Here is a 24,223-nt window from a genome sequence, read left to right as displayed (position 1 = left end):
GGGCCGCGTCCCGGGCCGCCGCCGGGTGCCCGCCCGGGGCCGCCGCCCGGGGCCCGGCCGGCCGGGCGGGCGCCCGCCGCACCGGTGCCCCCGGCCGCACAGCCGTCGCCGGTGCCCTCGGCACTGGCGACCCCGGAGAAGTGGGGCCGGGCCGACGCCGACGGCACCATCACGCTGCTCGGGCCGGACGGCGAGCGGGTCGTCGGCTCCTACCAGGCCGGGCCGCCCGCCGAGGGGCTGGAGCACTTCGCCCGCCGGTTCGACGCGCTCGTCACCGAGACCGAGGTGCTGGCCGCGCGGATCGCCGGCGGCGGGGACCCGAAGGCGTCGCTGCAGGCGCTGCAGGAGGGGCTCGCGGAGCCGGCCGTCGTCGGGGACGTCGCGGCGTTGCGCGCCCGGCTGACCGAGCTGACCGACCGCGCCGAGGAGGGCGTCCGTACCGCCCGCGCGGAACGGGACCGGGCCCGCGGCGACGCCGTCGCCCGCAAGGAGGCGCTCACCGCCGAGGCCGAGGCCCTGGCCGGCGAGTCCACCCAGTGGAAGCCCGCCGGAGACCGGTTCAAGGCGATCCTCGACGAGTGGCGCTCGATCAAGGGCGTCGACCGCAAGACCGACGAGCAGCTCTGGAAGCGGTTCTCCAAGGCCCGGGAGTCGTTCAACCGGCGGCGCGGCTCGCACTTCGCGGACCTGGACCGGCAGCGGGTCTCGGCGAAGGACCGCAAGGAGGAACTGGCCGCCCGGGCCGAGGCCCTGTCCGACTCCGAGGACTGGGCGTCCACCGCGTCCGCCTACCGCGACCTGATGACCGAGTGGAAGGCCGCCGGCCGGGCCCACCGCGACGCCGACGACGCGCTGTGGGCGCGTTTCCGCAGCGCCCAGGACCGCTTCTTCGGCCGGCGCAACGAGCACTTCGCCGCCCGCGACGCCGAGTTCGCGGAGAACGCCGAGGCCAAGCGCGCGCTGCTGGCCGAGGCCGAGCGGATCGACCTGTCCGATCCCGACGCCGCCCGGGCCGCCCTGCGCGCGGTGCAGGAACGCTGGGAGGACATCGGCAAGGTGCCGCGCGAGGAGATCCGCACCCTGGAGAACCGCCTGCGCGGTGTCGAGGAGCGGGTCGCCGAGGCGGCCGACGCCCAGTGGCGCCGGACCGACCCGGAGGCCGAGGCCCGGGTGGCCCAGTTCCGCAGCCGGGTCGAGCAGTTCGAGGCGCAGGCGGAGAAGGCCGAGACCGCGGGCGATCGCAGGCGCGCCGAGCAGGCCCGCGCCCAGGCCGCGCAGTGGCGCGAGTGGCTGGAGGCGGCCGAGCAGTCGGTCAGCGACCGCTGAGCGCGGCGGCCCGGCCGGCACCTGGCCGCTCGCCCGGCGGCGGGGCCGGTCCGGTACGGCGGTCAGTCGCGGCGCAGCGCGGCGCCGGCCCAGACGAAGGTCAGCAGCACCACCGCGATCACGCCCAGCACGAGGCCGAACCCGGGCCCGCGGCCGGAGTCGGTCTGCTGCGACCAGATCGCCCAGACCCCGTTCACCGAGGAGATGCCGCAGCCGTAGGCGGCGAGCCAGGCCAGCACCCACAACCGGCTCAGCAGCCCGGCCGCGGACACGACGATCGCGAACACGGTGAGCGTGACCGAGAACAGCGACGGCAGCGGGCCCGCGTCACCGCCGGCGAGGACCTGCCAGCCCGGGGTGCCCGCCACCCAGGGCAGCAGCAGCGAGGCCACCGCGGCGACGACGGCGCCCGCGATCAGCATCGCGCGGGGCCCCGGGTCGATCCGCCGGGTCACGGCCCGGCCGGCCCGGTCGATCTCGGCGCGGGTCTGCGGTGAGACGTCGTTCTCGCTCATGGGACAGCTCGTTTCAGGTGGCGGGGACGGCACAGGGCGAGAGCGGCGCCGGCTCCTCGGCCGGACGCCCGAACGCCGGCAGCCCCAGGGTGGTGGGCGCGCCGTCCGGACGGGTACCGGCCTCGCCGGCGTCCCCGGCCCGGGTACGGCGGTGGGTCAGCACCCCGCCGTCGGCGACGAGATGGTGCGGGGCGCCGTAGTCGACCCGCACCGTCACCAGGTCGCCGGGCCGGATGCCGGTCGCCTCGCCCGGGGCGAAGTGCACCAGGCGGCCGTCCCGCGCCCGGCCGGTGAGCCGGCGGGTCGCGTCGTCCTTGCGGCCCTCGCCGCTGGACACCAGCAGCTCGACCTCCCGGCCCTCCTGCGCCCGGTTCTCCGCCCAGGAGATCTCCTCCTGCAGCGCGACCAGCCGCTCGTAACGCTCCTGGACGACCTGCTTGGGCAGCTGGTCCGGCAGGTCCGCGGCGGGCGTCCCGGGCCGCTTGGAGTACTGGAAGGTGAACGCGCTCGCGAACCGGGCCTGCGCGACGACGTCGAGGGTGGCCTGGAAGTCCTGCTCGGTCTCGCCGGGGAAGCCCACGATGATGTCGGTGGTGATCGCCGCGTCCGGGATCGACGCCCGCACGTCGGACAGGATCCGCAGGAAGCGCTCGGACCGGTAGGAGCGGCGCATCCGGCGGAGCACGTCGTCCGAGCCGGACTGCAGCGGCATGTGCAGCTGCGGGCAGACGTTCGGCGTCTCGGCCATCGCCGCGATGACGTCGGAGGTGAAGTCGCGCGGGTGCGGGCTCGTGAAGCGCACCCGCTCCAGCCCCTCGACCCCGCCGCAGGCCCGCAGGAGCTTCGAGAACGCCTCGCGGTCGCCGAAGTCCGAGCCGTAGGCGTTCACGTTCTGGCCGAGCAGCGTCACCTCGAGCACGCCGTCCGCGGCCAGCGTCTGCACCTCGGCGAGCACGTCACCGGGACGCCGGTCGCGCTCCTTGCCGCGCAGCGACGGCACGATGCAGAACGTGCAGGTGTTGTTGCAGCCGACCGAGATCGACACCCAGCCGGCGTAGGCGGACTCCCGGCGGGCGGGCAGCGTCGAGGGGAACACCTCGAGCGCCTCGGCGATCTCCACCTGCGCGGTCTCGTTGTGCCGGGCCCGCTCCAGCAGGGTGGGCAGCGCGTGCACGTTGTGCGTGCCGAACACGACGTCGACCCACGGCGCCCGGCGGGTGATCGTGTCGCGGTCCTTCTGGGCGAGGCAGCCGCCGACGGCGATCTGCATGTCCGGGTTCGCCTGCTTGCGCGGCCGCAGGTGCCCGAGGTTCCCGTAGAGCTTGTTGTCCGCGTTCTCCCGCACGGCGCAGGTGTTGAACACGACGACGTCGGCGGACTCCGGGTCGGCGGCCCGGCGGTAGCCCGCCTCCTCCAGCAGACCGGCCATCCGCTCCGTGTCGTGCACGTTCATCTGGCACCCGTAGGTGCGCACGGTGTAGCTGCGGCTCACCCCTGCGAGGGTAGGCGCCGGTCGGGCGGGGTGCCGCACCCGGTCCGCCCGGCACGGCGCTGCGCTGCGCGGCGGCGGGTCGGGGAGGATGGCGGGATGACGGGATCGGCGGGCCGCGCACCGGGTACGACCGCGTTCCCCCGGCGGTTGCTGCTGCGGACCGCACTCGCGGCCGGCACCGTGCTCGGCGCGGCCGCGTGCACCGGTCCGGCGCCGCCGGCCCGGCTCGTGCTCGCCGGCGGGGTGCAGCCGGGCGTCTACATCTCGCTCGGCCGGGCGCTCGCCGAGGTGTGGCGGGACCGGCTGGGCACGGCGTTCGCCCCCGAGGTGCTGACGACCGCGGGCAGCACCCAGAACATGCAGCTGCTGACCAGCGGCGCCGCCACGCTCGCGATCAGCCAGGTCGACGTGGCCGCCGACGTCGCGGGGGGTGTCACCGGCCCGAACGAGCCGATGGCGCTGGCCCGGCTCTACGACGACGTCACCCATCTCGTGGTCCGCCGGGACTCCCGGTTCTCCACCCTGGACGACCTGCGCGGCGCCCGGGTCTCGATCGGCCCGGCGGGCAGCGGGTACCAGCCGATCGCCCGGCGGCTGCTGGAGGTGGCCGGGATCGGCGTCGACGGACTCGGGGAGCGGGCCGAGCTGGGTCTGCCCGACGCCGTCGCGGCCCTGCGTGCGGACCGGATCGACGCGTTCTTCTGGTCCGGCGGCGTCCCCACCGACGGGGTCCGGGCACTGGCCGCGGAGCTCCCGATCCGGTTGCTCGACCTCGGCGCACAGCTCGACCGGATGCGCGAGCGGTTCCCGGTGTACTCGGTCGGCACCGTCCCGGCCACCACCTACGGCCTGCCCGGGCCGGTGTCCTGCCTGTCGGTGCGCAACGTCCTGCTCGCGACGGCGGCGCTGGACGACACGACGGCGCGCTCGCTGGTCGAGGCCGCCTTCACCGAGCAGCCCCGGCTGGCCCAGGCGAGCCCGGCCGCGGTGACCATCGACTCCCGTTCGGCGATCGGCACCCAGCCGCTGCCGCTGCACCCGGGGGCCGTGGACTTCTACCGGTCGAGCAAGGGCTACTGATCCGCCGGCCGCAGCCACAACGTGACCCGCAGACCGCCGCCCGGTGCCGGGTCCAGCGACAGGGATCCGCCCGCGGCGGCCGCGGTGCGCGCGGCGATCGCCAGGCCGAGACCGCTGCCCTCGACGTTCGTCTGCCCCGGTGCCCGCCAGAACCGGTCGGTCGCCCGCGCCCGGTCCTCCGCGGACATGCCGGGGCCGCCGTCGACGACGCTGACCCCGATCCAGGCCGCGGTCCGCAGCGTCGCGACCCGGATCCGGCGGTCCGCCGGGGTGTACTTCAGCGCGTTGTCGATCGCCGCGTCCAGCACCCCCTCCAGCCCGGCCGGGCCGATCCGGGCCCGCAGCCCGCGCGGGCCGCTGCGCCGGAGCTCGACGCCGTTGTGTTCGGCGAGCGGCAGCCAGTTCTCCACCCGGTCGTCGAGGACGTCGTCGATCACGGTGACGGTGCCGCCCGGCCCCGCCACGACGGCCTGCTCGGCCCGGGCGAGCGCGAGCAGCCCGTCGAGCACGCCGGAGAGACGCTCGGCCTCCTCCATCGCCGCGAGGTGCTCGTCGGTCGCACCGGGGTCCACCCGGCCGACGAGGTTGGACAGCCGCAGGCGCAGCGCGGTGAGCGGGTTGCGCAGCTGGTGCGAGGCGTCGGCGACGAAGTCGCCCTGGGCGGCGAGCGTGTCCTGCACGGTCGCGGTCATGCGGTCGAAGGACCCGGCGAGCAGGCGGAGCTCGGGCGGGCCGGTGCGCTGCATCGGCGGCCCCGGTGACCGGCCGGCCACGACCGCGCCGCCGACCCGGCTCATCGCCTCGTCCAGCCGGCGGACCGGCCGCAGGATCCACTCGGTCAGCGGGAGCGCGACGAGCGTCCCGGCCAGCAGCGCCGCCAGCGCGGCCCCGGCGACGAGGGACCAGGACCGCAGCTCCTGGGCCCGCAGCGCGTCCGTGGGTGAGACCGTGACGGCGGCGCCGACCACCTCGCCGTCGACCAGTACCGGCTCGGCCAGCACGATCGGGGCCGCGTTCCACGGCATCAGCAGCGGGTAGGTCGCCGAGCGGCGACCGGCGAGCGCCACGTCGATCCGGCCCGCCGGGTCACCGGCGAGGTCGGGCAGCAGGTGCGTCGGCCGGGACGCGACGAGGAGCTCGCCGGACCGGTCGAACACGGCGACGGCGACGTCGTAGACCTCGTCGTAGCGGGTGATCTCGGCGGCGAACGCCGTCGTCGCCCCCGTGCGCTCCGGCGGGTCGATCACCGGGCGCTGCGCCGCGGAGGCGAACGAGATGGTGTCGGTGAGCCGGTCGGTGAAGACCTCCTCCTGGCTGCGCTCGGAGGCGGTCAGCGCCAGCGGCAGCCCGAGCCCGACGGCGAGCAGGCCGACGAGCACCAGGATGACCAGCAGCAACCGGCTCCGCATCGCGCCCGCTCAGGTCCGGTCGTCGTCGGTGGCGGTGAACCGGTAGCCGACGCCGCGGACCGTGCGGACCAGCTCGGGCCGGCCGAGCTTGGTCCGCAGCGTCGCGACGTGCACGTCGAGGGTCCGGTTCGCACCGGCCCAGCCCCGCCCCCACACCTCCGCGACGATCTGCGCCCTGGTGCAGACCGCGCCGTCGGCCCGGGCGAGCAGGGCGAGCACCTGGAACTCCTTGCGGGTGAGGACGACCTCGGAACCGGCGACGGTCACCGAGTACCGGTCCGGGTCCACCCGCACGTCCCCGACCGTCACCGGGCCGGCACCGGCCGGCGCCGCCGTCCCCGCCTCGCCGACCTTGCGCCGCCGTTGCACGGCGTGCACCCGGGCCACCAGCTCGCCGATGTCGTACGGCTTGACCAGGTAGTCGTCGGCGCCAGTGTGCAGGCCGGCGATCCGGTCGGTGATCTCGCCGCGCGCGGTCACCATGAGCACCGGCACCTCGCTGACCGCGCGGATCTCCCGGCAGACGTCGAGGCCGTCGGAGTCCGGGAGCCCCAGGTCGAGCAGCACGACGTCGACGCCGTCGAGGTGCTCGACGACGCCGCGGCCGTGGTCCAGCCGGGTGGTGGTCATGCCGTGCCGGTGCAGTGCCGGACGCAGCGCCGCCGCGACGCGGTCGTCGTCCTCGATCAGCAGGATGTGCACCCGCACCGCCCTTCCGTTATGTGACGGAGACCCTAAGGCTTCCTCAAGGTGGTGGACTGCGTTGTCCGATCCGTCCAGGCTCTCGCCATGTCCGGAGGCAGCATGACCAGCCCACCCGAGTCCCGCACCCCCATGGTCCGGATGACCGGGGTCCAGAAGCACTTCGGCGATCTTCACGTACTCCGCGACATCGAGATCGAGGTCGCCAAGGGTGAGGTCGTCGTCGTCCTCGGCCCGTCCGGTTCCGGTAAGTCGACACTCTGCCGGACGATCAACCGGCTGGAGCCCATCGACACCGGAACCATCGAGATCGACGGAACTCCCCTCGCGGCCGAGGGCAAGGCGCTCGCCGCGCTCCGTGCCGACGTCGGCATGGTCTTCCAGTCGTTCAACCTGTTCGCCCACAAGACGATCCTCGAGAACGTCACGCTCGCGCCGATCAAGGTCCGCGGGGTCTCCAAGGCCGAGGCCGAGAAGACCGGACTGCAGCTGCTCGAGCGGGTCGGCATCGCCAACCAGCGGGACAAGTACCCGGCCCAGCTCTCCGGCGGCCAGCAGCAGCGCGCCGCCATCGCCCGTGCGCTGGCCATGCGCCCGAAGGTGATGCTCTTCGACGAGCCCACCTCGGCGCTGGACCCGGAGATGGTCAACGAGGTCCTCGACACGATGACCTCGCTGGCCGCCGAGGGCATGACGATGGTCGTCGTGACCCACGAGATGGGCTTCGCCCGGCGCGCCGCGCACCGCGTGGTGTTCATGAGCGACGGCGAGATCGTCGAGGACTCCACCCCCGACGAGTTCTTCACCAGCCCGCGCAGCGACCGCGCGAAGGACTTCCTCGGCAAGATCCTGTCCCACTGACGGGTAGGCGACGCAGCGCCGCGCCGCCCGGCACATCTTCCGGTCCGCACTCGGTGGACCGATTCCCGGAAGGGGTACCCGAACCATGCGCCTGTCCCGGTTGTGGAGGACCGCCACCCTCACCGCCGTCGCCGCGCTCACGCTGAGCGCCTGCGGCGGCGGAGGGGGCGGTGCCGACGACGCACCGTTGCCCGAACGCGCACAGAGCGAGCAGCGCCTGACCGTCGGCATCAAGTTCGACCAGCCCGCGCTCGGCCTGCGCCAGCCGGACGGCAGCTACGCCGGCTTCGACGTCGACGTGGCCAAGTACGTCGCCAAGGAGCTCGGCGTCCCGGAGGACGGCATCGAGTTCGTCGAGGCCCAGTCCGCCGAGCGGGAGAACCTGATCGACCGCGGTGAGGTGGACTTCATCGTCGCCACGTACTCCATCACCCCCGCCCGTGAGGAGCGCGTGTCGTTCGGCGGCCCGTACTTCATCGCGAAGCAGGACCTGCTCGTCCGCTCGGACGCGAGCGACATCACCGGCCCGCAGTCGCTGAACAACAACAAGAAGCTGTGCTCGGTGCGCGGCTCGACCCCGGCCCAGAAGGTCAAGGACGAGTACGCCCAGAACGTGCAGCTCCAGGAGTTCGGCAAGTACTCCGACTGCATCACCGCGCTGCTCAACGGCACCGTCGACGCCGTCACCACCGACGACGTCATCCTGGCCGGTTACGCCGCGCAGAACCCCGGCAAGCTCAAGGTCGTCGGCCAGGGCTTCAGCGAGGAGAAGTACGGCGTCGGCCTGCGCAAGGACGACACGGCCGGCCGCTCGGCCGTCAACGCCGCCCTCCAGAAGATGATCGACGACGGCAGCTGGGAGCGCTCCCTGCAGGCCAACGTCGGCCCGTCCGGCTACACGATCCCGGCTCCGCCGCAGATTCCGGCCGGCTGACACCTGTCCCCGGCGGCGGGCGGGTTCCACCCCGCCCGCCGCCCCCGGAAGGCCGTGAGCTGCGAGAGACGGGCAAGAGATGGACCTGTTCAGCAAGTACGACATCCTGGGCGCGTTCTGGACGACGATCCAGCTGACGCTGCTCTCCGCCGTCGGAGCCCTCGTGTGGGGCACGATCCTGGCCGCGATGCGGGTCGGCCCGGTGCCGGTCATGCGCGGTTTCGCGACGGCCTACGTCAACGTCATCCGCAACACGCCCCTGACGATCCTGGTGCTGTTCGCCTCGCTCGGCCTGGCGTCCTCGCTGGGGATCACCCTGGTCGACGCCGACTCGCCGACGTCGCTGGCCGACTCCGCGTTCCGGCTCGCCGTGCTCGCCTTCATCGTCTACACGGCGACCTTCGTCTGTGAGGCGGTCCGGTCCGGGATCAACACCGTCCCGGTCGGTCAGGCCGAGGCGGCGCGGGCGCTCGGCATGGGCTTCCTGCAGGTCCTGGTGCTCATCGTGCTCCCGCAGGCCCTGCGCAGCACCATCGGGCCGCTCGCCAGCGTGCTGATCGCGCTCACCAAGAACACCACCGTCGCGGCGGTCATCGGCGTCGGCGAGGCCGCACTGCTGATGTCGGAGATGGTCGAGAACGAGTCCGACGTCCTGTTGCTCGTCTTCCTCGTCTTCGCCTTCGGCTTCATCGTGCTGACCCTGCCCACCGGCCTGCTGCTCGGCCGCCTCGCCCGTCGCCTGGAGGTGCGCCGATGAGCGCCCTGGTCCTGTTCGACACGCCGGGCCCGCAGGCACGCCGGCGCAACACGATCTACACCGTGGTGTTCGCCCTCGCGCTCGCCGTGATCGCCTGGGCGGTGGTCACCGGTCTCGGGGACAAGGGCCAGTGGGCCCCCGAGCTGTGGACACCGTTCCTGAGCTGGTCGACGTGGTCGCAGTTCCTGCTCCCCGGTCTGCTCAACACGATCATCGCCGCCGTGCTCGCCGTGGTGATCGCGCTGCCGTTCGGACTGCTCCTCGGCGTCGGGCGGCTGTCCACGAGCCGGTGGGTGTCGCGGGTGAGCGGCTTCGTCGTCGAGTTCTTCCGGGCGATCCCGGTGCTGCTGCTGATGGTGTTCGCCGCGGAGTTCTACTTCAGCTACACCGACGTCCCCACCAGCTACCGGCCGCTGCTGTCGGTCGTCACCGGTCTCGTGCTCTACAACGGCTCGGTGATCGCCGAGATCGTGCGGGCGGGTGTGCTGTCCCTGCCCGCCGGGCAGCGCGAGGCCGCCGAGGCGCTGGGACTGCGGCCCGGTCAGGCCATGCGCCTGATCCTGCTCCCCCAGGCCGTGACGCTGATGCTCCCCGCACTGGTCAGCCAGCTCGTCGTCGTGCTGAAGGACACCGCCCTGGGCGGGCAGCTGACCGTCGGCTACACCGAGCTGGTCCGGACCTCCGGGACGATCACCGGTAACTTCGCGAACACCATCCCGACGCTCATCGTCGTCGCGGCGCTGTTCATCGTCCTGAACGGTATCCTGACCGCAGCGGCCAACGCCCTGCAGCGACGGCTGTCCCGGTCGACGAAGCTGCCGGAGGGGACGGACACGGCGCACCCGCCGACGGCTGACATCTCCGGTCGCATCGACTGACCCGCTACGTCGTGCACGCGTGGTGATTCGCCCGGCCGGCTGACCGGGCGGATCACCACGCGTGCACAACAACACGAACGGCTCCGAATCGTCAGCTCACAGACACGTGGTGAATACGTCCCCGAGGTACGTCCCCTTGCGCCACTTGAGCTGGAACTCGTCGATCGGCGTGGCGACATCCTCGTACACACGCAGCCGAGCGTCCTGATAACCCTGAGGATCAGTCACGCGCCCCTGGTAGACGTACACTCGGCTCACGCCGTTCCGATTCTGCATGCCATAGCCGGCTTGCCCCTGATCCTCCAGCTTCCTGCAGAATCCCTTAGGGTTGTCGAATACATCGTCATTGGCAGGGAACTCGCCGAGCGGGAGATTTTGAGGGTCGGCCGCCACGGAGGTGAGTATTGACCCCCTTTCGACAGCAGCGACCGAGGACGGCGCCGTCCCTGCCCCGGAAACGGCGAGTACCGACAGCAGCACCGCCACTGACAGACCAGTAGCTCGAACTCCATGACGCCTCATCAGGGCGATCCCCTTTGCAGCAGCCTGTCATGCGGACGCTTGCGATAGTTCCGAGTCATCACTATCACAGTCGGGCGTCGGTAACGTCAAAAATTCGCATGTGCAAACGCTCGCGTCGGTCGCGGTTTCCCGCAACACCGCGGCCGGAGACCCAGCCACATACTGCGCGTGGCATCACCGGTCGAGGTGCCCCGCGTCAGAGGTTCTCGATCGGCACCGGCTCGATGCCCTCGCCCTCCGGCAGCGCGAAACCGAAGACCCGGGCGTAGAACGCCAGCTCGGCGTCCAGGGCCCGCCTGATGTTCACGGCCTGGCGGAACCCGTGCTGCTCCCCCGCGAACAGCAGGTAGGCGACCGGCACGCCGCGGGCCCGCAACGCCTCCACGATCATCTCGGACTGGTTCGGCGGGACGACCGCGTCCTCGTCGCCCTGCAGCACGATCAGCGGCGTCGAGAACTGCTCGACGTGGGTCAGCGGCGACCGCTCGGTGTAGGTGTCGCGGGCCGCGGGCCACGGGCCCACGAGGCCGTCGAGGTAGCGGGACTCGAACTTGTGCGTCTCGGCGGCGAGCGCCGCGAGATCGGCGACGCCGAAGTGGTCGGCACCGGCCGAGAACGGGGTGTCGGCGCGGGCGAGGGCCGCCAGTGTGGTGAACCCGCCCGCCGAGCCGCCGCGGATCGCCATCCGGGCCGGGTCGACCCGGCCGGACTCGGCGAGGGTGCGGGCGGCGGCGATGCAGTCCGCGACGTCGACGACACCCCAGGCACCGGCGAGCTGTTCGCGGTACGCGCGCCCGTAACCGGTCGAGCCCGCGTAGTCGACGTCGACGACGCCGAAGCCGCGGCTCGTCCAGTACTGCACGCCGACGTCGAGCACCGGCACGGCCGCACCGGTCGGCCCGCCGTGGATGACGACCAGCAGCGGCGGCAGCTCGCCGTCCGCGGCCTCGCCCATGCCCAGCGGCGGGTAGTAGAGGGCGTACCCGGTCCGCGGGTTGCCCGCGAGATCGCCGGACAGGAACTGGATCGGCTCCGGCACCGAGATCGTCTCCGGGTGCAGGCCGAGGTTGCGCGGCGGGCGCAGCGTCTGCACCCCGGCGGCGCCCGGTTCGCCCGCGGTGGCCGGTGCGGGGACGACGCGGTGCACGCCCGGCTCGGCGGTGGGGCTCCCGGCGACGCAGACGACGGAGTTCGGCCCGTCCCCGCGAACCGACCGGATCACCGAGAACGGCGTGTCCAGGACGGTGACCGACCCGTCGAGCTCGCGGACGACGAGCGCGTCGAAACCGTGCGAGGACCGGGCCGCGACGACCCGGCCGTCGTCGAGGACGGCGTAGCGGGAGCCCCCCAGCGTCCATCCCGGTACGCCGATCTCGGCGTCCATCCGGATCAACGACTCGATGTCCTCCCCCGGCATCCAGCGGTAGAGGTTCCACCACCCGGTGCGGTCGGAGAGGAAGGTGAGCGCCCCGTCGGGCTGCCACTGCGGCTCGGTGACCGACTCGTCCGGACCGCCCGCGACGACCGTGTCGACCCCGGAGGAGAGGTCGCGAACGGTCAGCTCGACGTCGTCCCACGGCATCGACGGGTGGTTCCAGGACAGCCAGGCCAGCGCCGCGCCGTCCGGGGAGATCCGGGGCGCGGCGACGAAGTCCGTCCCGGTCACGACGACCTCGGGCTCCGACGGGGTCCTGGCGTCGAGCCGGACCACCTCGTTGACGACGTCGGTCGCCGGGCAGCCGGCCGCCGGGTGGTGCTCGCGGACCGCGACCAGCCAGGAGCCGTCCGGGGCGACGTCGCCGTCGGCGTAGCGGTCCCCGCGCGGCACCGACGGCTCCGGGGTCAGCGCCACCGGGGCGCCGCCGGGCTCCGAGCGGTACAGCCGCTGGTCGGCCCACTCGGCGTACCAGACGACACCCGGGCTCCCCGGGTGCAGCCACCAGGACCCGCCGCCGTACTCGTGCACGGCGGTGCGGGCGTTCGCGCCGTCGGGCAGCAGGTCGGTGCGGGAACCGTCGTCGGTGCGGCGGACCAGCTGGGTTCGCCCGCCCTCGGTGGCGCGCCCCTCGGCCCAGATCACACCGGTGCCCTCGGCGCCGGGGGCCCCGTCCGGCCGGACGTCACCGAGCCGGACCGCCGCGGTCACCACCAGCTCCGACGTGACCGGTGTCGGCCAGGACCCGTACCCCGAGAGCGTCACGGCCCCCACGCTAGTCACCGCTCCGGTGGCCCGCCCCGCCCGGCGCACGTGATCCCGGACGCCCGGCCGTCGGCCCGGCCGGCACCGGCGCCGGGGCGTCAACGCGCCAGCAGCGTCCCGGCCAGCTGCGCGGGGTGGGAGAGCATCGGGTGGTGCGCACCGGGGATCGCCTCGGGCACCACCCCGCGCAGCCGCCCGGCCAGCATCGTGCGCACGAACGCCGACGGGAACAGCTTGTCGTCGCGGCACAGCAGGTAGCGGGTCGGGACGTCCGGCCAGGCGTCCCGCGGCCACGGCTGCTCCCAGGGCGTCGTGGACTGCTCGCGCTCGTGGCGCAGCGCCTCGGCGGCGACCGCGTCCGGCACGTCGTGGAAGAACAGGGCGACGACGTCGTCGGGGTCCCGGCCGTCGCGCGCGTCCTGCTCGGCGAGCGCGGCGGCGGCCCCGGTGGCCTCGCCCCACTGCGCCGCGGACTCCCCCGCCACCGGGACCATCGCGGTCACGAGCACGAGTTCCCGGACCGGGAGCCGGTCGCACACCAGCGGCGCGCTGAACCCGCCGAACGAGTGCGCGACGACGACGAGGTCGTCCGGTTCCTCCGCCCCGCCGGACGTCACGGCCCGGACCACGGCCTCGGCGTAGTCCTCCAGCCGGGCGGTGTCGTCGTCGCAGGGCAGGTCGACGGCGACCGCACGATGGCCGCGGCCGGTCAGCTCCCAGATCAGCGGGCCCCAGTACCAGGTGTCGGTCCCTGCTCCGGGGACCAGCGCGAACGTCGTCACGTTCTTCCGACCGCCGGCGACGGCGATTCTCATCGGTGCCGGTCCGGGCGCGACGCCGGTAGGCTCGGTGCCCCGTCCGTCAGGAGTACCGATGAGCGAGCCCACCCCGAACCCGCCCGCGGTCCCCGAACCCGGCGCGGCCCCCGGCCTGCCGGCCACCGACGCGGAGCAGGTCCACCCGACCGGCTACACCGACGACGGGGTCCCGACCTTCGACCACGTCCGCGACCGGATCGAGAGCCGCGCGGCGACGGCGAACGCCCTCGAGGAACTCGCCGGTGGCGACACCCGCGCCCGCGACGCCGAGGACGCCTTCGCCGAGCGGGAGCGCAAGGGGGCCGACCGGCTGGCGGAGATCCGCCGTTCGATGGGGCGCTGACCGCCCCGGGTCCTCGCTCCCCACCGGGAGGTAACCCGGTCCGCAGCTCCGGCCGCTCTCGCCCGGGGCGCCACAGCGGGCGGCGACCCCGGGCGGGCGGTCACAGCTGCACGGTCACGACCCCGAGCGCCGGAAGATCTTGTCGCCCAGCCAGACCAGCGGGTCGTACTTCCGGTCCACCGCACGCTCCTTCATCGGGATCAGCGCGTTGTCGGTGATCTTGATGTGCTCCGGGCAGACCTCGGTGCAGCACTTGGTGATGTTGCAGAAACCGAGGCCGTGCTCCTCCTGGGCGTCCACGGCACGGTTGCCGTGCGCGTCGAGCGGGTGCATGTCCAGCTCGGCGGTACGCATCAGGTAGCGCGGCCCGGCGAACGCCTGCTTGTTCTCCTCGTGGTCACGGACCACGTGGCAGGTGTTCTGGCACAGGTAGCACTCGATGCACTTGCGGAACTCCTGGCTCCGCTCGACGTCGACCTGCTGCATCCGGTACTCCCCCGGCGCGACGCCCTCCGGCGGCGCGAACGACGGGATCTCGCGGGCCTTCTCGTAGTTGAACGACACGTCGGTCACCAGGTCGCGGACCACCGGGAACGACCGCAGCGGCGTCACCGTGACGACCTCGTCGTCGTCGAAGGTGTTCATCCGGGTCATGCACATCAGCCGCGGCCTGCCGTTGATCTCCGCGGAACAGGACCCGCACTTGCCGGCCTTGCAGTTCCAGCGGACGGCGAGATCGTTCGCCTCGGTCGCCTGCAGCCGGTGGATGATGTCGAGGACGACCTCGCCCTCGTTCACCTCGACCGGGTAGTCGACGAGCTCGCCCGCCGTGTCGTCACCGCGCCACACCCGGAAGTGGTGCAGGTGGGTGCCCTTCTCGGTGCTGTTCTCGGTGCTCGTCATCGGGTGCCCTCCGCGGAGTCCGAGCGGTGCCCGCCCAGCTCGTCGCCCGTGTAGTACTTCTTGAGTTCGTCGAGTTCGAAGAGGTCGAACAGGTCCGGACGCATCGCGAGCTGCTCCTGGCGGGTCAGCTCGATGCCGTCCTCACCCAGCGCGGTGCACACCAGCAGGAGGTGGCGCCAGTCGGAGTCCATGACCGGGAAGTCGTCGCGGGTGTGCCCGCCGCGCGACTCCTGGCGCTCCAGCGCGGCCTTCCCGACGCACAGCGAGACCAGCAGCATGTTCCGCAGGTCCAGCGCCAGGTGCCAGCCGGGGTTGAACCGCCGGTGCCCCTCGACCGAGACCGTCCGCGTACGGGTGGCGATGTCCTCCAGCTTCTTGAGGGCCATCTCCATCTCGTCCTCCTTGCGGATGATGCCGACGAGCTCGTGCATCGTCTTCTGCAGCTCCTGCTGGACGACGAACGGGTTCTCACCCCCCTCCGCAGAGGTCGAGAACGGCAGCAGCGCGCGGTCCAGCGCGGCGGCGACGTCGGTCTCGACGACGGCCGGGCGCCCCCGGGCGGAGTGCTGCGCCGCGTGCAGGCCGGCCCGGCGGCCGAACACCAGCAGGTCCGACAACGAGTTCCCGCCGAGGCGGTTCGAGCCGTGCATGCCGCCCGCGACCTCGCCCGCGGCGAACAGGCCCGGCACCCGCGACATCGCCGAGTCCGGGTCGACCTCGACCCCGCCCATCACGTAGTGACAGGTCGGGCCGACCTCCATCGGCTCCTTGGTGATGTCGACGTCGGCCAGCTCCTTGAACTGGTGGTGCATCGACGGGAGCCGCTTGAGGATCTCCTCGGCCTTGAGCCGGGTCGAGACGTCCAGGTAGACCCCGCCGTGCGGGGTGCCGCGACCGGCCTTGACCTCGGAGTTGATCGCCCTGGCCACCTCGTCACGGGGCAGCAGCTCCGGCGGGCGCCGGTTGTTGTCCGGGTCGGTGTACCAGCGGTCGCCCTCCTCCTCGGAGGTGGCGTACTGCTCCCGGAAGACCTCCGGGATGTAGTCGAACATGAACCGCTCGCCGTCGGAGTTGCGCAGCACCCCGCCGTCCCCGCGGACCGACTCGGTGACCAGGATCCCCTTCACCGACGGCGGCCAGACCATCCCGGTGGGGTGGAACTGCAGGAACTCCATGTTGATCAACGTCGCGCCGGCGCGCAGGGCCAGCGCGTGGCCGTCGCCGGTGTACTCCCAGGAGTTCGACGTGACCGAGTAGCTCTTGCCGACCCCACCGGTCGCCAGGACGATCGCCGGGGCGTCGAACCGGACGAAACCGCCGTCACCGCGGAAGTAGCCGAAGCAGCCGGAGATGGCGCCGTCGGTGGTGAACAGCTCGGTGATCGTGCACTCGTGGAACACCCGGATCCGGGACTCGTAGTCACCGGTCTCGGCGAAGTCCTCCTGCTGCAGCGACACCACCTTCTGCTGCAGCGTGCGGATCAGCTCCAGGCCGGTCCGGTCACCGACGTGCGCCAGCCGCGGGTAGGTGTGCCCGCCGAAGTTCCGCTGGCTGATCTTCCCCTCGGGCGTGCGGTCGAACAGCGCGCCGTAGGTCTCCAGCTCCCAGACCCGGTCCGGGGCCTCCGTGGCGTGCAGCTCGGCCATCCGCCAGTTGTTGAGGAACTTCCCGCCCCGCATGGTGTCGCGGAAGTGGACCTGCCAGTTGTCGTTCGGGTTCGCGTTGCCCATCGACGCCGCGCATCCGCCCTCGGCCATGACGGTGTGCGCCTTGCCGAACAGCGACTTTGAGATGATCGCGGTGCGCTTGCCCTGCATGCGGGCCTCGATCGCCGCCCGCAGGCCCGCACCCCCGGCCCCGATGACCACGACGTCGTAGTCGTGCCGCTCGATCTGCTCGCGCGTCCCGGTGTTGTCGGTCATTGCACTCACCCCACGATCCGCAGGTCGGAGATCCAGCCGGCGGAGACGGCCATGACGTAGAAGTCGGTGACGGCCAGGCTCACCAGGGTCGCCCAGGCGAACTGGTTGTGCCGGGTGTTCAGCTTCGAGACCTGGGTCCACAGCTTGTAGCGGACCGGGTGCTTCGAGAAGTGGTTGAGCCGGCCACCGACGGCACTGCGGCACGAGTGGCAGGACAGCGTGTAGCCGAACAGCAGCACGACGTTCGCGACCAGGATGATGTTGCCCAGCCCCAGCCCGAAGCCACCGCCGGGCTTGGCGAAGGAGATCACCGCGTCGTAGGCGTTGATCAGCGTGATCAGGCCCGCGATGTAGAAGAAGTAGCGGTGCGCGTTCTGCAGGACCAGCGGGAAGCGCGTCTCACCGGTGTAGCGCCGGTGCGGCTCGGCGACCCCGCAGGCCGGGGGCGAGAGCCAGAACGCCCGGTAGTACGCCTTGCGGTAGTAGTAGCAGGTCAGCCGGAACAGCAGCAGGAACGGCAGCGACACCGCGGCGTAGGGCAGCCACCAGACGTCCGGGAGGAACTGACCGAAGTGCGACGCCTCGGGCACACACCCGGTCGACACGCACGGCGAGTAGAACGGCGTCAGGTAGCCGTACTCCGGCACGTAGTAGTAGTCCTGCATGAACGCGCGCACCGTCGCGTAGGCGACCCAGGCGACGAACGCGACGAACGTCGCCAGCGGTGGAAGCCACCATCTGTCGGTGCGCAGGGTGCGAGCGGCGATCGTGGCCCGGCCCGAGCCGGTCGTGGCGCCGGTGTCAGTGGTGGATGACACGCGCGGGGCTCCTGTCGTCTCACCGGCACCTCGACCCAGGACCGCGCCCGGACACGGCGCCGTGTCCTGTCTGTAATCACGTGACTACGTGGTTCGCCAGACACTACGGCGCACGTCACATGTGATCCACGTCGGCCTCCGATCGCCCGCCGGATCGAGACACGGGTCACAACGAACGACGGCGGCCCGGCCACCACGTGGGTGACCGGGCCGCCGTCGGGACCGGGGTCAGCTCTTCTTCTTGCCGCCCACCGTCGCCGCGAGGTAGTCGCGGTTCAGCTGGGAGATCACGTCGAGCGGGATCTCCTTCGGGCAGGCGGTGGCGCAGGCGCCGGTGTTGGTGCAGCCGCCGAAGCCGGCGTCCTCGTGGGTCTGCACCATGTTCACCACGCGCTCCCAGCGCTCCGGCTGGCCCTGCGGCAGCTCGCCAAGGTGGGTCAGCTTCGCACCCAGGAACAGCGACGCCGAGCCGTTCGGGCAGGCCGCGACGCAGGCACCGCAGCCGATGCAGTTCGCCGCCGCGAACGCGCGGTCGGCCTGGGCCTTCGGCACCGCGTTGGCGTTGGCCTCCGGGGCCGAGCCGGTGTTCGCCGAGACGTACCCGCCGGACTGGATGATCTTGTCGAACGCACCGCGGTCGACGACCAGGTCCTTGATCACCGGGAACGAACCGGAGCGGAACGGCTCGATGACGATGGTGTCGCCGTCGGAGTAGTGCCGCATGTGCAGCTGGCAGGTCGTCGTCGCCCGCTGCGGGCCGTGCGGCTGGCCGTCGATGACCATGCTGCAGGCACCGCAGATGCCCTCACGGCAGTCGTGGTCGAACGCGACCGGCTCGTCACCGGAGAGGATCAGCCGCTCGTTGAGCACGTCGAGCATCTCGAGGAACGACATGTCCTCGTCCGCCTCGACCTGGTAGGTCGCGAGGTGGCCCTTGTCGACCGCGTCGCGCTGGCGCCACACCTTCAGAGTCAGTTTCACGTCTGCTCGCCTTACTTGTAGCTGCGCTGGGTCGGGTGCACGTACTCGAAGACGAGGTCCTCCTTGTGCAGGACGGGAGCCTGCCCGCGGCCGGTGTACTCCCAGGCCGAGGTGAAGGAGAAGTTCTCGTCGTCGCGCTGCGCCTCGCCGTCCGCGGTCTGGCTCTCCCCGCGGAAGTGGCCGCCGCAGGACTCACGGCGCACCAGCGCGTCCAGGCACATGAGCTCGCCGAGCTCGAGGAAGTCGGCCACCCGGCCGGCCTTCTCCAGGCTCTGGTTCAGCTCCGTACCGGTACCCGGCACCTTGACGTTGTTCCAGAACTCGCGGCGCAGCTCGGGGATCCGGTCCAGCGCCTTGCGCAGGCCCTCCTCGGTCCGCTCCATGCCGCAGTAGTCCCACATGATCTGGCCCAGCTCGCGGTGGAACGAGTCCACCGTGCGGGTGCCGTTGATCGACAGGAACTGGTCGATCCGGTCGGTCACGGCCGTCACCGCCTCGACGACCTCGGGAGCGTCGTGCGGGACGTCGTCGAGGTTGTTCGTGGCGATGTAGTCGCCGATCGTGACCGGGAGCACGAAGTAGCCGTCGGCCAGGCCCTGCATCAGCGCCGAGGCGCCGAGCCGGTTCGCGCCGTGGTCGGAGAAGTTCGCCTCGCCACCGATGTAGAGGCCGGGGACGGTCGACTGCAGGTCGTAGTCGACCCACAGGCCACCCATCGTGTAGTGCACGGCGGGGTAGATCCGCATCGGGACCTCGTACGGGTTCTCGCCCGTGATCCGCTCGTACATCTCGAAGAGGTTGCCGTACTTGGCCTCGACGGCCTTGCGCCCGAGCCGCTGGATGGCGTCGTCGAAGTCCAGGTAGACGCCGAGCCCGCCGGGGCCGACGCCGCGCTTCTCGTCGCAGACCTCCTTGGCGGCCCGGGACGCGATGTCGCGGGGCACCAGGTTGCCGAACGCCGGGTACTTGCGCTCCAGGAAGTAGTCCCGGTCGTCGTGCGGGATCTCGTTCGGGCCGCGGTCGTCGCCGAGCTTCTTCGGGACCCACACCCGGCCGTCGTTGCGCAGCGACTCCGACATCAGGGTCAGCTTCGACTGGTGGTCACCCGAGACCGGGATGCAGGTCGGGTGGATCTGGGTGAAGCACGGGTTCGCGAACAGCGCGCCCTTGCGGTGCGCCCGCCAGGACGCGGTGACGTTGCAGCCCTTGGCGTTCGTCGAGAGGTAGAAGACGTTGCCGTAGCCACCGGTGCAGAGCACGACCGCGTCCGCGGTGTGCACCTCGATCTCGCCGGACACCATGTCCCGGGCGACGATGCCGCGGGCCCGTCCCTCGACCATGATCAGCTCGAGCATCTCGTGCCGGGTGAACATCTCGACCGTGCCGGCCTGCACCTGGCGCTCCAGGGCCTGGTAGGCGCCGAGCAGCAGCTGCTGGCCGGTCTGGCCGCGGGCGTAGAACGTCCGGGAGACCTGCACACCACCGAACGAGCGGGTGTCGAGCAGGCCGCCGTAGTCGCGGGCGAACGGGACACCCTGCGCGACGCACTGGTCGATGATCTGACGGCTGATCTCGGCGAGCCGGTGGACGTTCGACTCCCGGGCGCGGAAGTCGCCACCCTTCACCGTGTCGTAGAACAGCCGGTAGACGCTGTCGCCGTCGTTGCGGTAGTTCTTCGCGCCGTTGATGCCGCCCTGCGCGGCGATGGAGTGCGCGCGCCGCGGGCTGTCCTGGTAGCAGAAGTTCTTGACCTGGTACCCGGCCTCGCCGAGCGTCGCCGCGGCGGCGCCACCGGCCAGCCCGGACCCGACGACGATGATCTTCTTCGAGCGCTTGTTCGCCGGGTTGACCAGCTTCACGCCGAACCGGCGGCGCTCCCAGCGGGTCTCGATCGGCCCCGACGGCACGGCCTTGTCGACGACCGGCTCGCCGGTCGCGTAGTCGCTGTAGGACACGTGGTGGGTGTTGGCGTCAGTCATGGGATCAGACCACTCCGAACGTGACGGCGAGGGGCACCGAGACGAACCCCAGGGTGAGCACGACGGCGAACACCGTGGCCACCGTCTTGATGGTGCGCTCGCGGCTGTTCGACGACCACCCGAGGGTCTGGATGCCGGAGAAGATGCCGTGCTGGACGTGGAAGCCCAGCGCGACCACGGACAGCAGGTAGAACAGGGTCACGTACCAGCGGTCGAGGGTGAAGTCGGCCGCGAGGTTGTTGTACGCCTCCAGGTGCACGCCGTTCGGGTTGAGCGTGCCCGCGGTGAGGTCGAGCAGGTGGTAGATCACGAACAGCACGATGATGACGCCGCCCCAGCGCATGGTGCGCGCCGCGTAGCTGCCCTTGACCTTGTAGGAACCACCCGCGTACTTGATCGGGCGGGCGCGCTTCGCGCGCAGCGCCAGCACGGTCGCCGACCAGATGTGCGCGATCACCGACACGAGCAGGACCACGCGGACGATCCACAGCATGCCGCCGTAGGGCAGTGCGGGTTCGAGGATCGTGCGCAGCCAGGCCGCGTAGTGATCGATCGACTCCGGCCCGAAGAAGATCTTCAGGTTCCCGATCATGTGCAGGACGACGTAGAGCAGGAGGAAGACGCCGCTCACCGCCATCACGAGCTTCAGGAACGCGCTCGGTGTGCGCGGACGCCGGGGCTTGGCGGCGGCCTTGGCCGCACCGCCGTCCCGGGACTTCTCGGACATCGTGACCACGTCGTCCAGTGGACATACCAACGGGCGGGGCAGTCCAATGCATCGGACGGTCATCTGTCATAGCCGTAAGCTATGCCGGTGACACTTCAGCAGCTCATGTACTTCGTGGCGGTGGCCGACGTGCGCAGCTTCACTCGGGCGGCCGACCAGGTGGGTGTTGCCCAGCCCACGCTCAGCCGCTCGTTGCGCTCGCTGGAGGACGAGCTCGGGGCCCCGTTGATCAACCGCGGCTCGGCGGTGACGCTGACCCCGGCCGGTGAGACCGTGCTCCCGCTGGCCCGGCGGATGCTCGCCGACGCCGACATGGTCCGCACCACCGTGGCCGAGATGGTCGGTCTGCGCAGCGGCCGGGTCCGGGTCGGGGCCACCCCGTCGCTGTGCATCGGCGTGCTGTCCGACGTGCTGCGGGTCTTCCACGCCCGGCACCCGGAGATCGCCGTGGAGCTCGCCGAGGACGGCTCCCAGCCACTGGTGACCGCACTGGTCCGCAACGAGCTCGACATCGCACTGGTCATCGTGCCGCCGGACGGTGTCGACCCGGCCCTGCACTCCGCCCCGTTGCTGCGGGAACGGCTCTCGGTCGCCTCCCCACGGGCCCGCCGACCGCTGTCGCCGCGGGGCTCCATCTCGGTGCCCGAGCTGGCGAAGCACGACCTGGTCATGGTGCGCAAGGGCTACGACCTGCGCGAGGTGACGCTGCGGGCCTACGCGGTCGCCGGCGTGACCCCGCGGATCGCGGTCGAGGGCGGCCAGATGGACGCGGTGCTGCGGATGGTCGAGGCGGGCACCGGCGTCGCGGTGGTCCCGGACCTGGTGTTCAGCGGCCGCCCGCGGCTGCGGCGCACGGTGCTCACCCCCGCCCTGCACCGCACCGTGGCGCTGGCCCGGCGGGCGGACGTCGCCCCGGCGCCCGCGGTCATCGCGTTCGCCGACACCCTGCTGGAGCACATGTCCGACACCTCGGCGTCGCTGCGCGAGGGGGCGAGCGACGTGCAGGTGCTGCACCGGCACCGCAGCGGGCGGGAACTGCTCGGCTGAGCCGGACCGGCTCAGCCCGACCGGGGCAGCTTCTCCCGGTTGGTGGCGAACCGGACCCGGTCCGGGTCGAGCATGTCGATCAGGTCGATGAGGTCGTGCTGCATCACGGTCAGCCGGTCCAGGTCCGCCGGCTGCAGATCGGCGACCCGGTCCTGCAGGCGCCTCAGCCAGCGCGTGTAGCGCAGCTCGGCGATGCGTTCGGCGAACTCGGCGAGGCCGAGGCAGGTGGAGCGGACGCCGGTGTGCATCGGGTCGTCCAGGGTGACGATCATCAGCTCGCCGATCGCGCGCTGCTCGCCCCGGTAGAGGTAGAGCTGCCCCGCCCGGCGGCGGGAGGTCGAGGCGAGCGTGCCCTGGATCAGGTCGAGCTGCGCCTTCAACCGGCCGCTGGCCGCCGCCTCGCCGAGATCGAGGAACTGGGTCTCCCGGCGGATGATCTCCAGCCAGCCGAGGAACTCGGCGATGACGTAGACGGTGGAGACCGTGAAGTACTCGGGATCGCGGGAGCCCCGGAACCCGCCGTGGATGTTGTAGATCCGGCTCTGCAGGTCGTACGCGGCCCGCAGCAACGGGTTGCGGTACGCCGCCACCAGGTCGGCGATGCGGTCGCGCCGGTCGCGCTCGGCCTGCTGCCGGGCGAACCGTTCCTTCAGCTCCTCCAGCTCCCGCCCCGCCCGCCGCCGCCCGCGCTCGACGAGCAGGGCCGACACGAGCGCCACGACCGCCGACACGACGGCGACGACGACCGGGATCCAGGGGAGCACGCATCCATCCTCTCGCGTCCCGCACCGGAGCGGAGCCGATCGCCGCCGGTGACACGCGCGCCGCGGGCCGCGGGCCGCGGTTCACTCGTCCGGTGGGGGCTCGCCCATCTCGTCGGCGTCGGCACCGGCGGCGGCGATCTCCTCCTTCACGACGCCGTAGGCGACGCCGGGGCCGTATCCCTTGCGGGCGAGCATCCCGACGAGCTTGCGGGCCGAGGACTGGCGCTCCTCGCGCGACCCGATCGGCAACGAGCGCAGGCGCCGCGTGACGAGTTCGCGGGCGCGCTCACGCTCGGAGTCGTCGTCGACCTCGGCCAGCGCCTCGTCGGCGGTCTCCCTGGCGACGCCCTTGCGCTGCAGCTCCTGGGCGATGGCCCGCTTGCCGAGTCCGCGGTGGCGGTGCCGGGAGCGCACCCACTGCTCGGCGAAGGCCTGGTCGTCGAGCAGGCCGACCTCGTCGAACCGGCCGAGGACACGGTCGGCCACGTCCTCGGGGATCTCCTTGCGCAACAGCGCGTCGCGGAGCTCCTTCACGGTGCGGGCCCGGTCGGTGAGCAGGCGCAGGCAGGTCTCCTTGGCCCGGGCCTCCTGCTCGGCGGGGGTCTCGTCGGCGGGCACGGCCCGACCACGGCGACCGCCACCACGCCCGGCACCCGCCCGCGTCGACCCACCGCGCGCGGACCCGCGACGTGCGGGCTCGGCGACATCGGGCTCGGCGACACCGGGCCCGGCGGCATCCGGCCCGGGGCTCGCGGAGCCGACGGTCCCGGCACTGTCGCCGCCGGACCGCCGGGTGCGCCGGGCGCCACCGCGCGGACGGGTGGCGCGCGCGGGCGGACCGTCGAACGACACCGCCCGGGGGCCGTCCCCGTCGGGCACGGGGGCGCCGGAACCCAGCTCGTCGACCGTGAGCCCGCGCACGCCGTCGTCCGGTCGCCCGGCGGGCTCGGCCAGGAACTCGTCGATGCCCAGCACCCGCGGGCCGGCGGTCGGGTCACCGCCCCCGCCGGTCCGGTCCTCGCCGGTGCCGAGCCCGGTCGCGCCGGACCCGGTCGCGACGTACCCGGCGGTGCCGGACCCGGTCACGGACCCGGCTTCCGCACCGGAGCCGGCCGCAGCCGGCCCGGCATCGGCCCCGGCCCGGCCGGCACCGGTCTCCCGATGCTCGCCCGGCTCCCGGGCCGCGCCGAAGAGTTCGTCCAGCGAGACGGCCGACGCCGGCTCGCCGGACCCGTCCGTCGGCAC

The 24,223-nt window shown here is 72.3% G+C and carries 23 protein-coding genes; 8 read left to right on the top strand and 15 right to left on the bottom strand.

The window, feature by feature from the left end; translation table 11 throughout:
• The first annotated feature begins 111 nt into the window (after window positions 1–111).
• On the top strand, window positions 112–1,326 hold the full coding sequence (locus tag AFB00_RS21470; protein ID WP_442965822.1) for a DUF349 domain-containing protein: 1,215 nt from the start codon (window positions 112–114) through the stop codon (window positions 1,324–1,326).
• A 62-nt stretch (window positions 1,327–1,388) separates the two neighbouring features.
• Here the strand turns inward: AFB00_RS21470 and AFB00_RS21465 are convergent, their stop codons facing one another.
• The gene (locus tag AFB00_RS21465) at window positions 1,389–1,841 is read right to left on the bottom strand and encodes an Rv2732c family membrane protein (RefSeq protein ID WP_068798687.1); all 453 of its coding nucleotides are present in this window, start codon (window positions 1,839–1,841) and stop codon (window positions 1,389–1,391) included.
• A 13-nt stretch (window positions 1,842–1,854) separates the two neighbouring features.
• The gene (miaB, locus tag AFB00_RS21460; RefSeq protein WP_068800537.1) at window positions 1,855–3,294 is read right to left on the bottom strand and encodes a tRNA (N6-isopentenyl adenosine(37)-C2)-methylthiotransferase MiaB; all 1,440 of its coding nucleotides are present in this window, start codon (window positions 3,292–3,294) and stop codon (window positions 1,855–1,857) included.
• Window positions 3,295–3,429: 135 nt separating this feature from the next.
• Here miaB and AFB00_RS21455 point away from each other — a divergent pair, with 135 nt between their 5' ends.
• Window positions 3,430–4,413 (top strand): TAXI family TRAP transporter solute-binding subunit, encoded by a 984-nt coding sequence (locus AFB00_RS21455; RefSeq protein WP_083275728.1) that lies wholly within the window; start codon window positions 3,430–3,432, stop codon window positions 4,411–4,413.
• On the opposite strand, the gene AFB00_RS21450 is transcribed toward AFB00_RS21455, so the two are convergent.
• Together AFB00_RS21450 and AFB00_RS21445 are read right to left on the bottom strand one after the other, a co-directional pair.
• Entirely contained in the window at window positions 4,407–5,822 is a 1,416-nt protein-coding gene (locus tag AFB00_RS21450) for a sensor histidine kinase (protein WP_068798686.1), read from the bottom strand. The two genes, AFB00_RS21455 and AFB00_RS21450, sit on opposite strands and share 7 nt — an antisense overlap.
• Window positions 5,823–5,831: 9 nt before the next feature.
• Window positions 5,832–6,524, bottom strand: a complete 693-nt coding sequence (locus tag AFB00_RS21445) for a response regulator transcription factor (RefSeq protein WP_068800535.1) — start codon at window positions 6,522–6,524, stop codon at window positions 5,832–5,834.
• Window positions 6,525–6,656: 132 nt separating this feature from the next.
• On the opposite strand from AFB00_RS21445, the gene AFB00_RS21440 reads away from it, so the two are divergent.
• The 4 genes from AFB00_RS21440 (at window position 6,657) to AFB00_RS21425 (ending at window position 9,954) form a co-directional block, all read left to right on the top strand.
• Entirely contained in the window at window positions 6,657–7,385 is a 729-nt protein-coding gene (locus AFB00_RS21440) for an amino acid ABC transporter ATP-binding protein (RefSeq protein ID WP_068798685.1), read from the top strand.
• An 85-nt stretch (window positions 7,386–7,470) separates the two neighbouring features.
• Window positions 7,471–8,319: a glutamate ABC transporter substrate-binding protein gene (locus AFB00_RS21435; RefSeq protein ID WP_068798684.1), complete on the top strand. Its 849-nt coding sequence runs from the start codon at window positions 7,471–7,473 to the stop codon at window positions 8,317–8,319.
• 79 nt (window positions 8,320–8,398) lie between these two features.
• Window positions 8,399–9,076, top strand: a complete 678-nt coding sequence (locus AFB00_RS21430; protein ID WP_068798683.1) for an amino acid ABC transporter permease — start codon at window positions 8,399–8,401, stop codon at window positions 9,074–9,076.
• A complete protein-coding gene (locus tag AFB00_RS21425) occupies window positions 9,073–9,954 on the top strand; it encodes an amino acid ABC transporter permease (protein ID WP_068798682.1) in 882 nt (293 codons plus the stop codon). Before AFB00_RS21430 ends, AFB00_RS21425 begins: the two co-directional genes overlap by 4 nt.
• A 96-nt stretch (window positions 9,955–10,050) precedes the next feature.
• On the opposite strand, the gene AFB00_RS33500 is transcribed toward AFB00_RS21425, so the two are convergent.
• The 3 genes from AFB00_RS33500 to AFB00_RS21410 form a co-directional block, all read right to left on the bottom strand.
• Window positions 10,051–10,440 carry a hypothetical protein gene (locus AFB00_RS33500; protein ID WP_156819670.1) on the bottom strand — a complete coding sequence of 130 codons (390 nt, stop codon included), beginning with the start codon at window positions 10,438–10,440 and terminating at the stop codon, window positions 10,051–10,053.
• A gap of 232 nt (window positions 10,441–10,672) precedes the next feature.
• Complete coding sequence (locus tag AFB00_RS21415) at window positions 10,673–12,676, bottom strand: S9 family peptidase (protein ID WP_231974013.1); 2,004 nt, start codon at window positions 12,674–12,676, stop codon at window positions 10,673–10,675.
• Between the two features lie 98 nt (window positions 12,677–12,774).
• Complete coding sequence (locus tag AFB00_RS21410) at window positions 12,775–13,491, bottom strand: alpha/beta fold hydrolase (RefSeq protein ID WP_231974012.1); 717 nt, start codon at window positions 13,489–13,491, stop codon at window positions 12,775–12,777.
• 58 nt (window positions 13,492–13,549) lie between these two features.
• Between AFB00_RS21410 and AFB00_RS21405 the strand changes: the two genes are divergently transcribed.
• Entirely contained in the window at window positions 13,550–13,837 is a 288-nt protein-coding gene (locus tag AFB00_RS21405) for a PspA/IM30 family protein (protein ID WP_083275727.1), read from the top strand.
• 114 nt (window positions 13,838–13,951) lie between these two features.
• Here the strand turns inward: AFB00_RS21405 and AFB00_RS21400 are convergent, their stop codons facing one another.
• From AFB00_RS21400 to AFB00_RS21375, 6 genes are all read right to left on the bottom strand, one after another.
• Window positions 13,952–14,740 carry a succinate dehydrogenase/fumarate reductase iron-sulfur subunit gene (locus AFB00_RS21400; protein ID WP_068798679.1) on the bottom strand — a complete coding sequence of 263 codons (789 nt, stop codon included), beginning with the start codon at window positions 14,738–14,740 and terminating at the stop codon, window positions 13,952–13,954.
• Window positions 14,737–16,662 carry a fumarate reductase/succinate dehydrogenase flavoprotein subunit gene (locus AFB00_RS21395; protein WP_068798678.1) on the bottom strand — a complete coding sequence of 642 codons (1,926 nt, stop codon included), beginning with the start codon at window positions 16,660–16,662 and terminating at the stop codon, window positions 14,737–14,739. The genes AFB00_RS21400 and AFB00_RS21395 overlap by 4 nt, the downstream gene beginning before the upstream one ends.
• Window positions 16,663–16,667: 5 nt before the next feature.
• Entirely contained in the window at window positions 16,668–17,480 is an 813-nt protein-coding gene (locus AFB00_RS21390; protein ID WP_068798677.1) for a hypothetical protein, read from the bottom strand.
• A 228-nt stretch (window positions 17,481–17,708) separates the two neighbouring features.
• Complete coding sequence (locus AFB00_RS21385; RefSeq protein WP_068798676.1) at window positions 17,709–18,461, bottom strand: succinate dehydrogenase/fumarate reductase iron-sulfur subunit; 753 nt, start codon at window positions 18,459–18,461, stop codon at window positions 17,709–17,711.
• Window positions 18,462–18,472: 11 nt separating this feature from the next.
• Window positions 18,473–20,440: a fumarate reductase/succinate dehydrogenase flavoprotein subunit gene (locus tag AFB00_RS21380; RefSeq protein ID WP_197519616.1), complete on the bottom strand. Its 1,968-nt coding sequence runs from the start codon at window positions 20,438–20,440 to the stop codon at window positions 18,473–18,475.
• A 4-nt stretch (window positions 20,441–20,444) separates the two neighbouring features.
• The gene (locus tag AFB00_RS21375; RefSeq protein WP_068800531.1) at window positions 20,445–21,167 is read right to left on the bottom strand and encodes a succinate dehydrogenase cytochrome b subunit; all 723 of its coding nucleotides are present in this window, start codon (window positions 21,165–21,167) and stop codon (window positions 20,445–20,447) included.
• An 87-nt stretch (window positions 21,168–21,254) separates the two neighbouring features.
• On the opposite strand from AFB00_RS21375, the gene AFB00_RS21370 reads away from it, so the two are divergent.
• Window positions 21,255–22,214: a LysR family transcriptional regulator gene (locus tag AFB00_RS21370; RefSeq protein ID WP_156819669.1), complete on the top strand. Its 960-nt coding sequence runs from the start codon at window positions 21,255–21,257 to the stop codon at window positions 22,212–22,214.
• An 11-nt stretch (window positions 22,215–22,225) separates the two neighbouring features.
• Here the strand turns inward: AFB00_RS21370 and AFB00_RS21365 are convergent, their stop codons facing one another.
• Together AFB00_RS21365 and AFB00_RS35840 are read right to left on the bottom strand one after the other, a co-directional pair.
• Entirely contained in the window at window positions 22,226–22,978 is a 753-nt protein-coding gene (locus AFB00_RS21365; RefSeq protein ID WP_068798674.1) for a hypothetical protein, read from the bottom strand.
• Between the two features lie 81 nt (window positions 22,979–23,059).
• The gene (locus AFB00_RS35840; protein WP_335726541.1) at window positions 23,060–24,223 is read right to left on the bottom strand and encodes a RecX family transcriptional regulator; all 1,164 of its coding nucleotides are present in this window, start codon (window positions 24,221–24,223) and stop codon (window positions 23,060–23,062) included.

This window comes from Pseudonocardia sp. HH130630-07 (assembly GCF_001698125.1).
Classification (GTDB): Bacteria; Actinomycetota; Actinomycetes; order Mycobacteriales; family Pseudonocardiaceae; genus Pseudonocardia.
Note: the sequence above shows the minus strand (reverse complement) of the source record. Positions and strands in the feature narration are given on the sequence as shown.

Bases quoted from the DNA above. Each gene is read 5' to 3' on its own strand.
- AFB00_RS21465 (WP_068798687.1), bottom strand. From the start codon at position 1,841: ATGAGCGAGAACGACGTCTCACCGCAGACCCGCGCCGAGATCGACCGG.
- miaB (WP_068800537.1), bottom strand. From the start codon at position 3,294: ATGAACGTGCACGACACGGAGCGGATGGCCGGTCTGCTGGAGGAGGCG.
- AFB00_RS21455 (WP_083275728.1), top strand. From the start codon at position 3,430: ATGACGGGATCGGCGGGCCGCGCACCGGGTACGACCGCGTTCCCCCGG.
- AFB00_RS21450 (WP_068798686.1), bottom strand. From the start codon at position 5,822: ATGCGGAGCCGGTTGCTGCTGGTCATCCTGGTGCTCGTCGGCCTGCTC.
- AFB00_RS21440 (WP_068798685.1), top strand. From the start codon at position 6,657: ATGGTCCGGATGACCGGGGTCCAGAAGCACTTCGGCGATCTTCACGTA.
- AFB00_RS21435 (WP_068798684.1), top strand. From the start codon at position 7,471: ATGCGCCTGTCCCGGTTGTGGAGGACCGCCACCCTCACCGCCGTCGCC.
- AFB00_RS21430 (WP_068798683.1), top strand. From the start codon at position 8,399: ATGGACCTGTTCAGCAAGTACGACATCCTGGGCGCGTTCTGGACGACG.
- AFB00_RS21425 (WP_068798682.1), top strand. From the start codon at position 9,073: ATGAGCGCCCTGGTCCTGTTCGACACGCCGGGCCCGCAGGCACGCCGG.
- AFB00_RS21410 (WP_231974012.1), bottom strand. From the start codon at position 13,491: ATGAGAATCGCCGTCGCCGGCGGTCGGAAGAACGTGACGACGTTCGCG.
- AFB00_RS21405 (WP_083275727.1), top strand. From the start codon at position 13,550: ATGAGCGAGCCCACCCCGAACCCGCCCGCGGTCCCCGAACCCGGCGCG.
- AFB00_RS21400 (WP_068798679.1), bottom strand. From the start codon at position 14,740: ATGACGAGCACCGAGAACAGCACCGAGAAGGGCACCCACCTGCACCAC.
- AFB00_RS21395 (WP_068798678.1), bottom strand. From the start codon at position 16,662: ATGACCGACAACACCGGGACGCGCGAGCAGATCGAGCGGCACGACTAC.
- AFB00_RS21380 (WP_197519616.1), bottom strand. From the start codon at position 20,440: ATGACTGACGCCAACACCCACCACGTGTCCTACAGCGACTACGCGACC.
- AFB00_RS21375 (WP_068800531.1), bottom strand. From the start codon at position 21,167: ATGTCCGAGAAGTCCCGGGACGGCGGTGCGGCCAAGGCCGCCGCCAAG.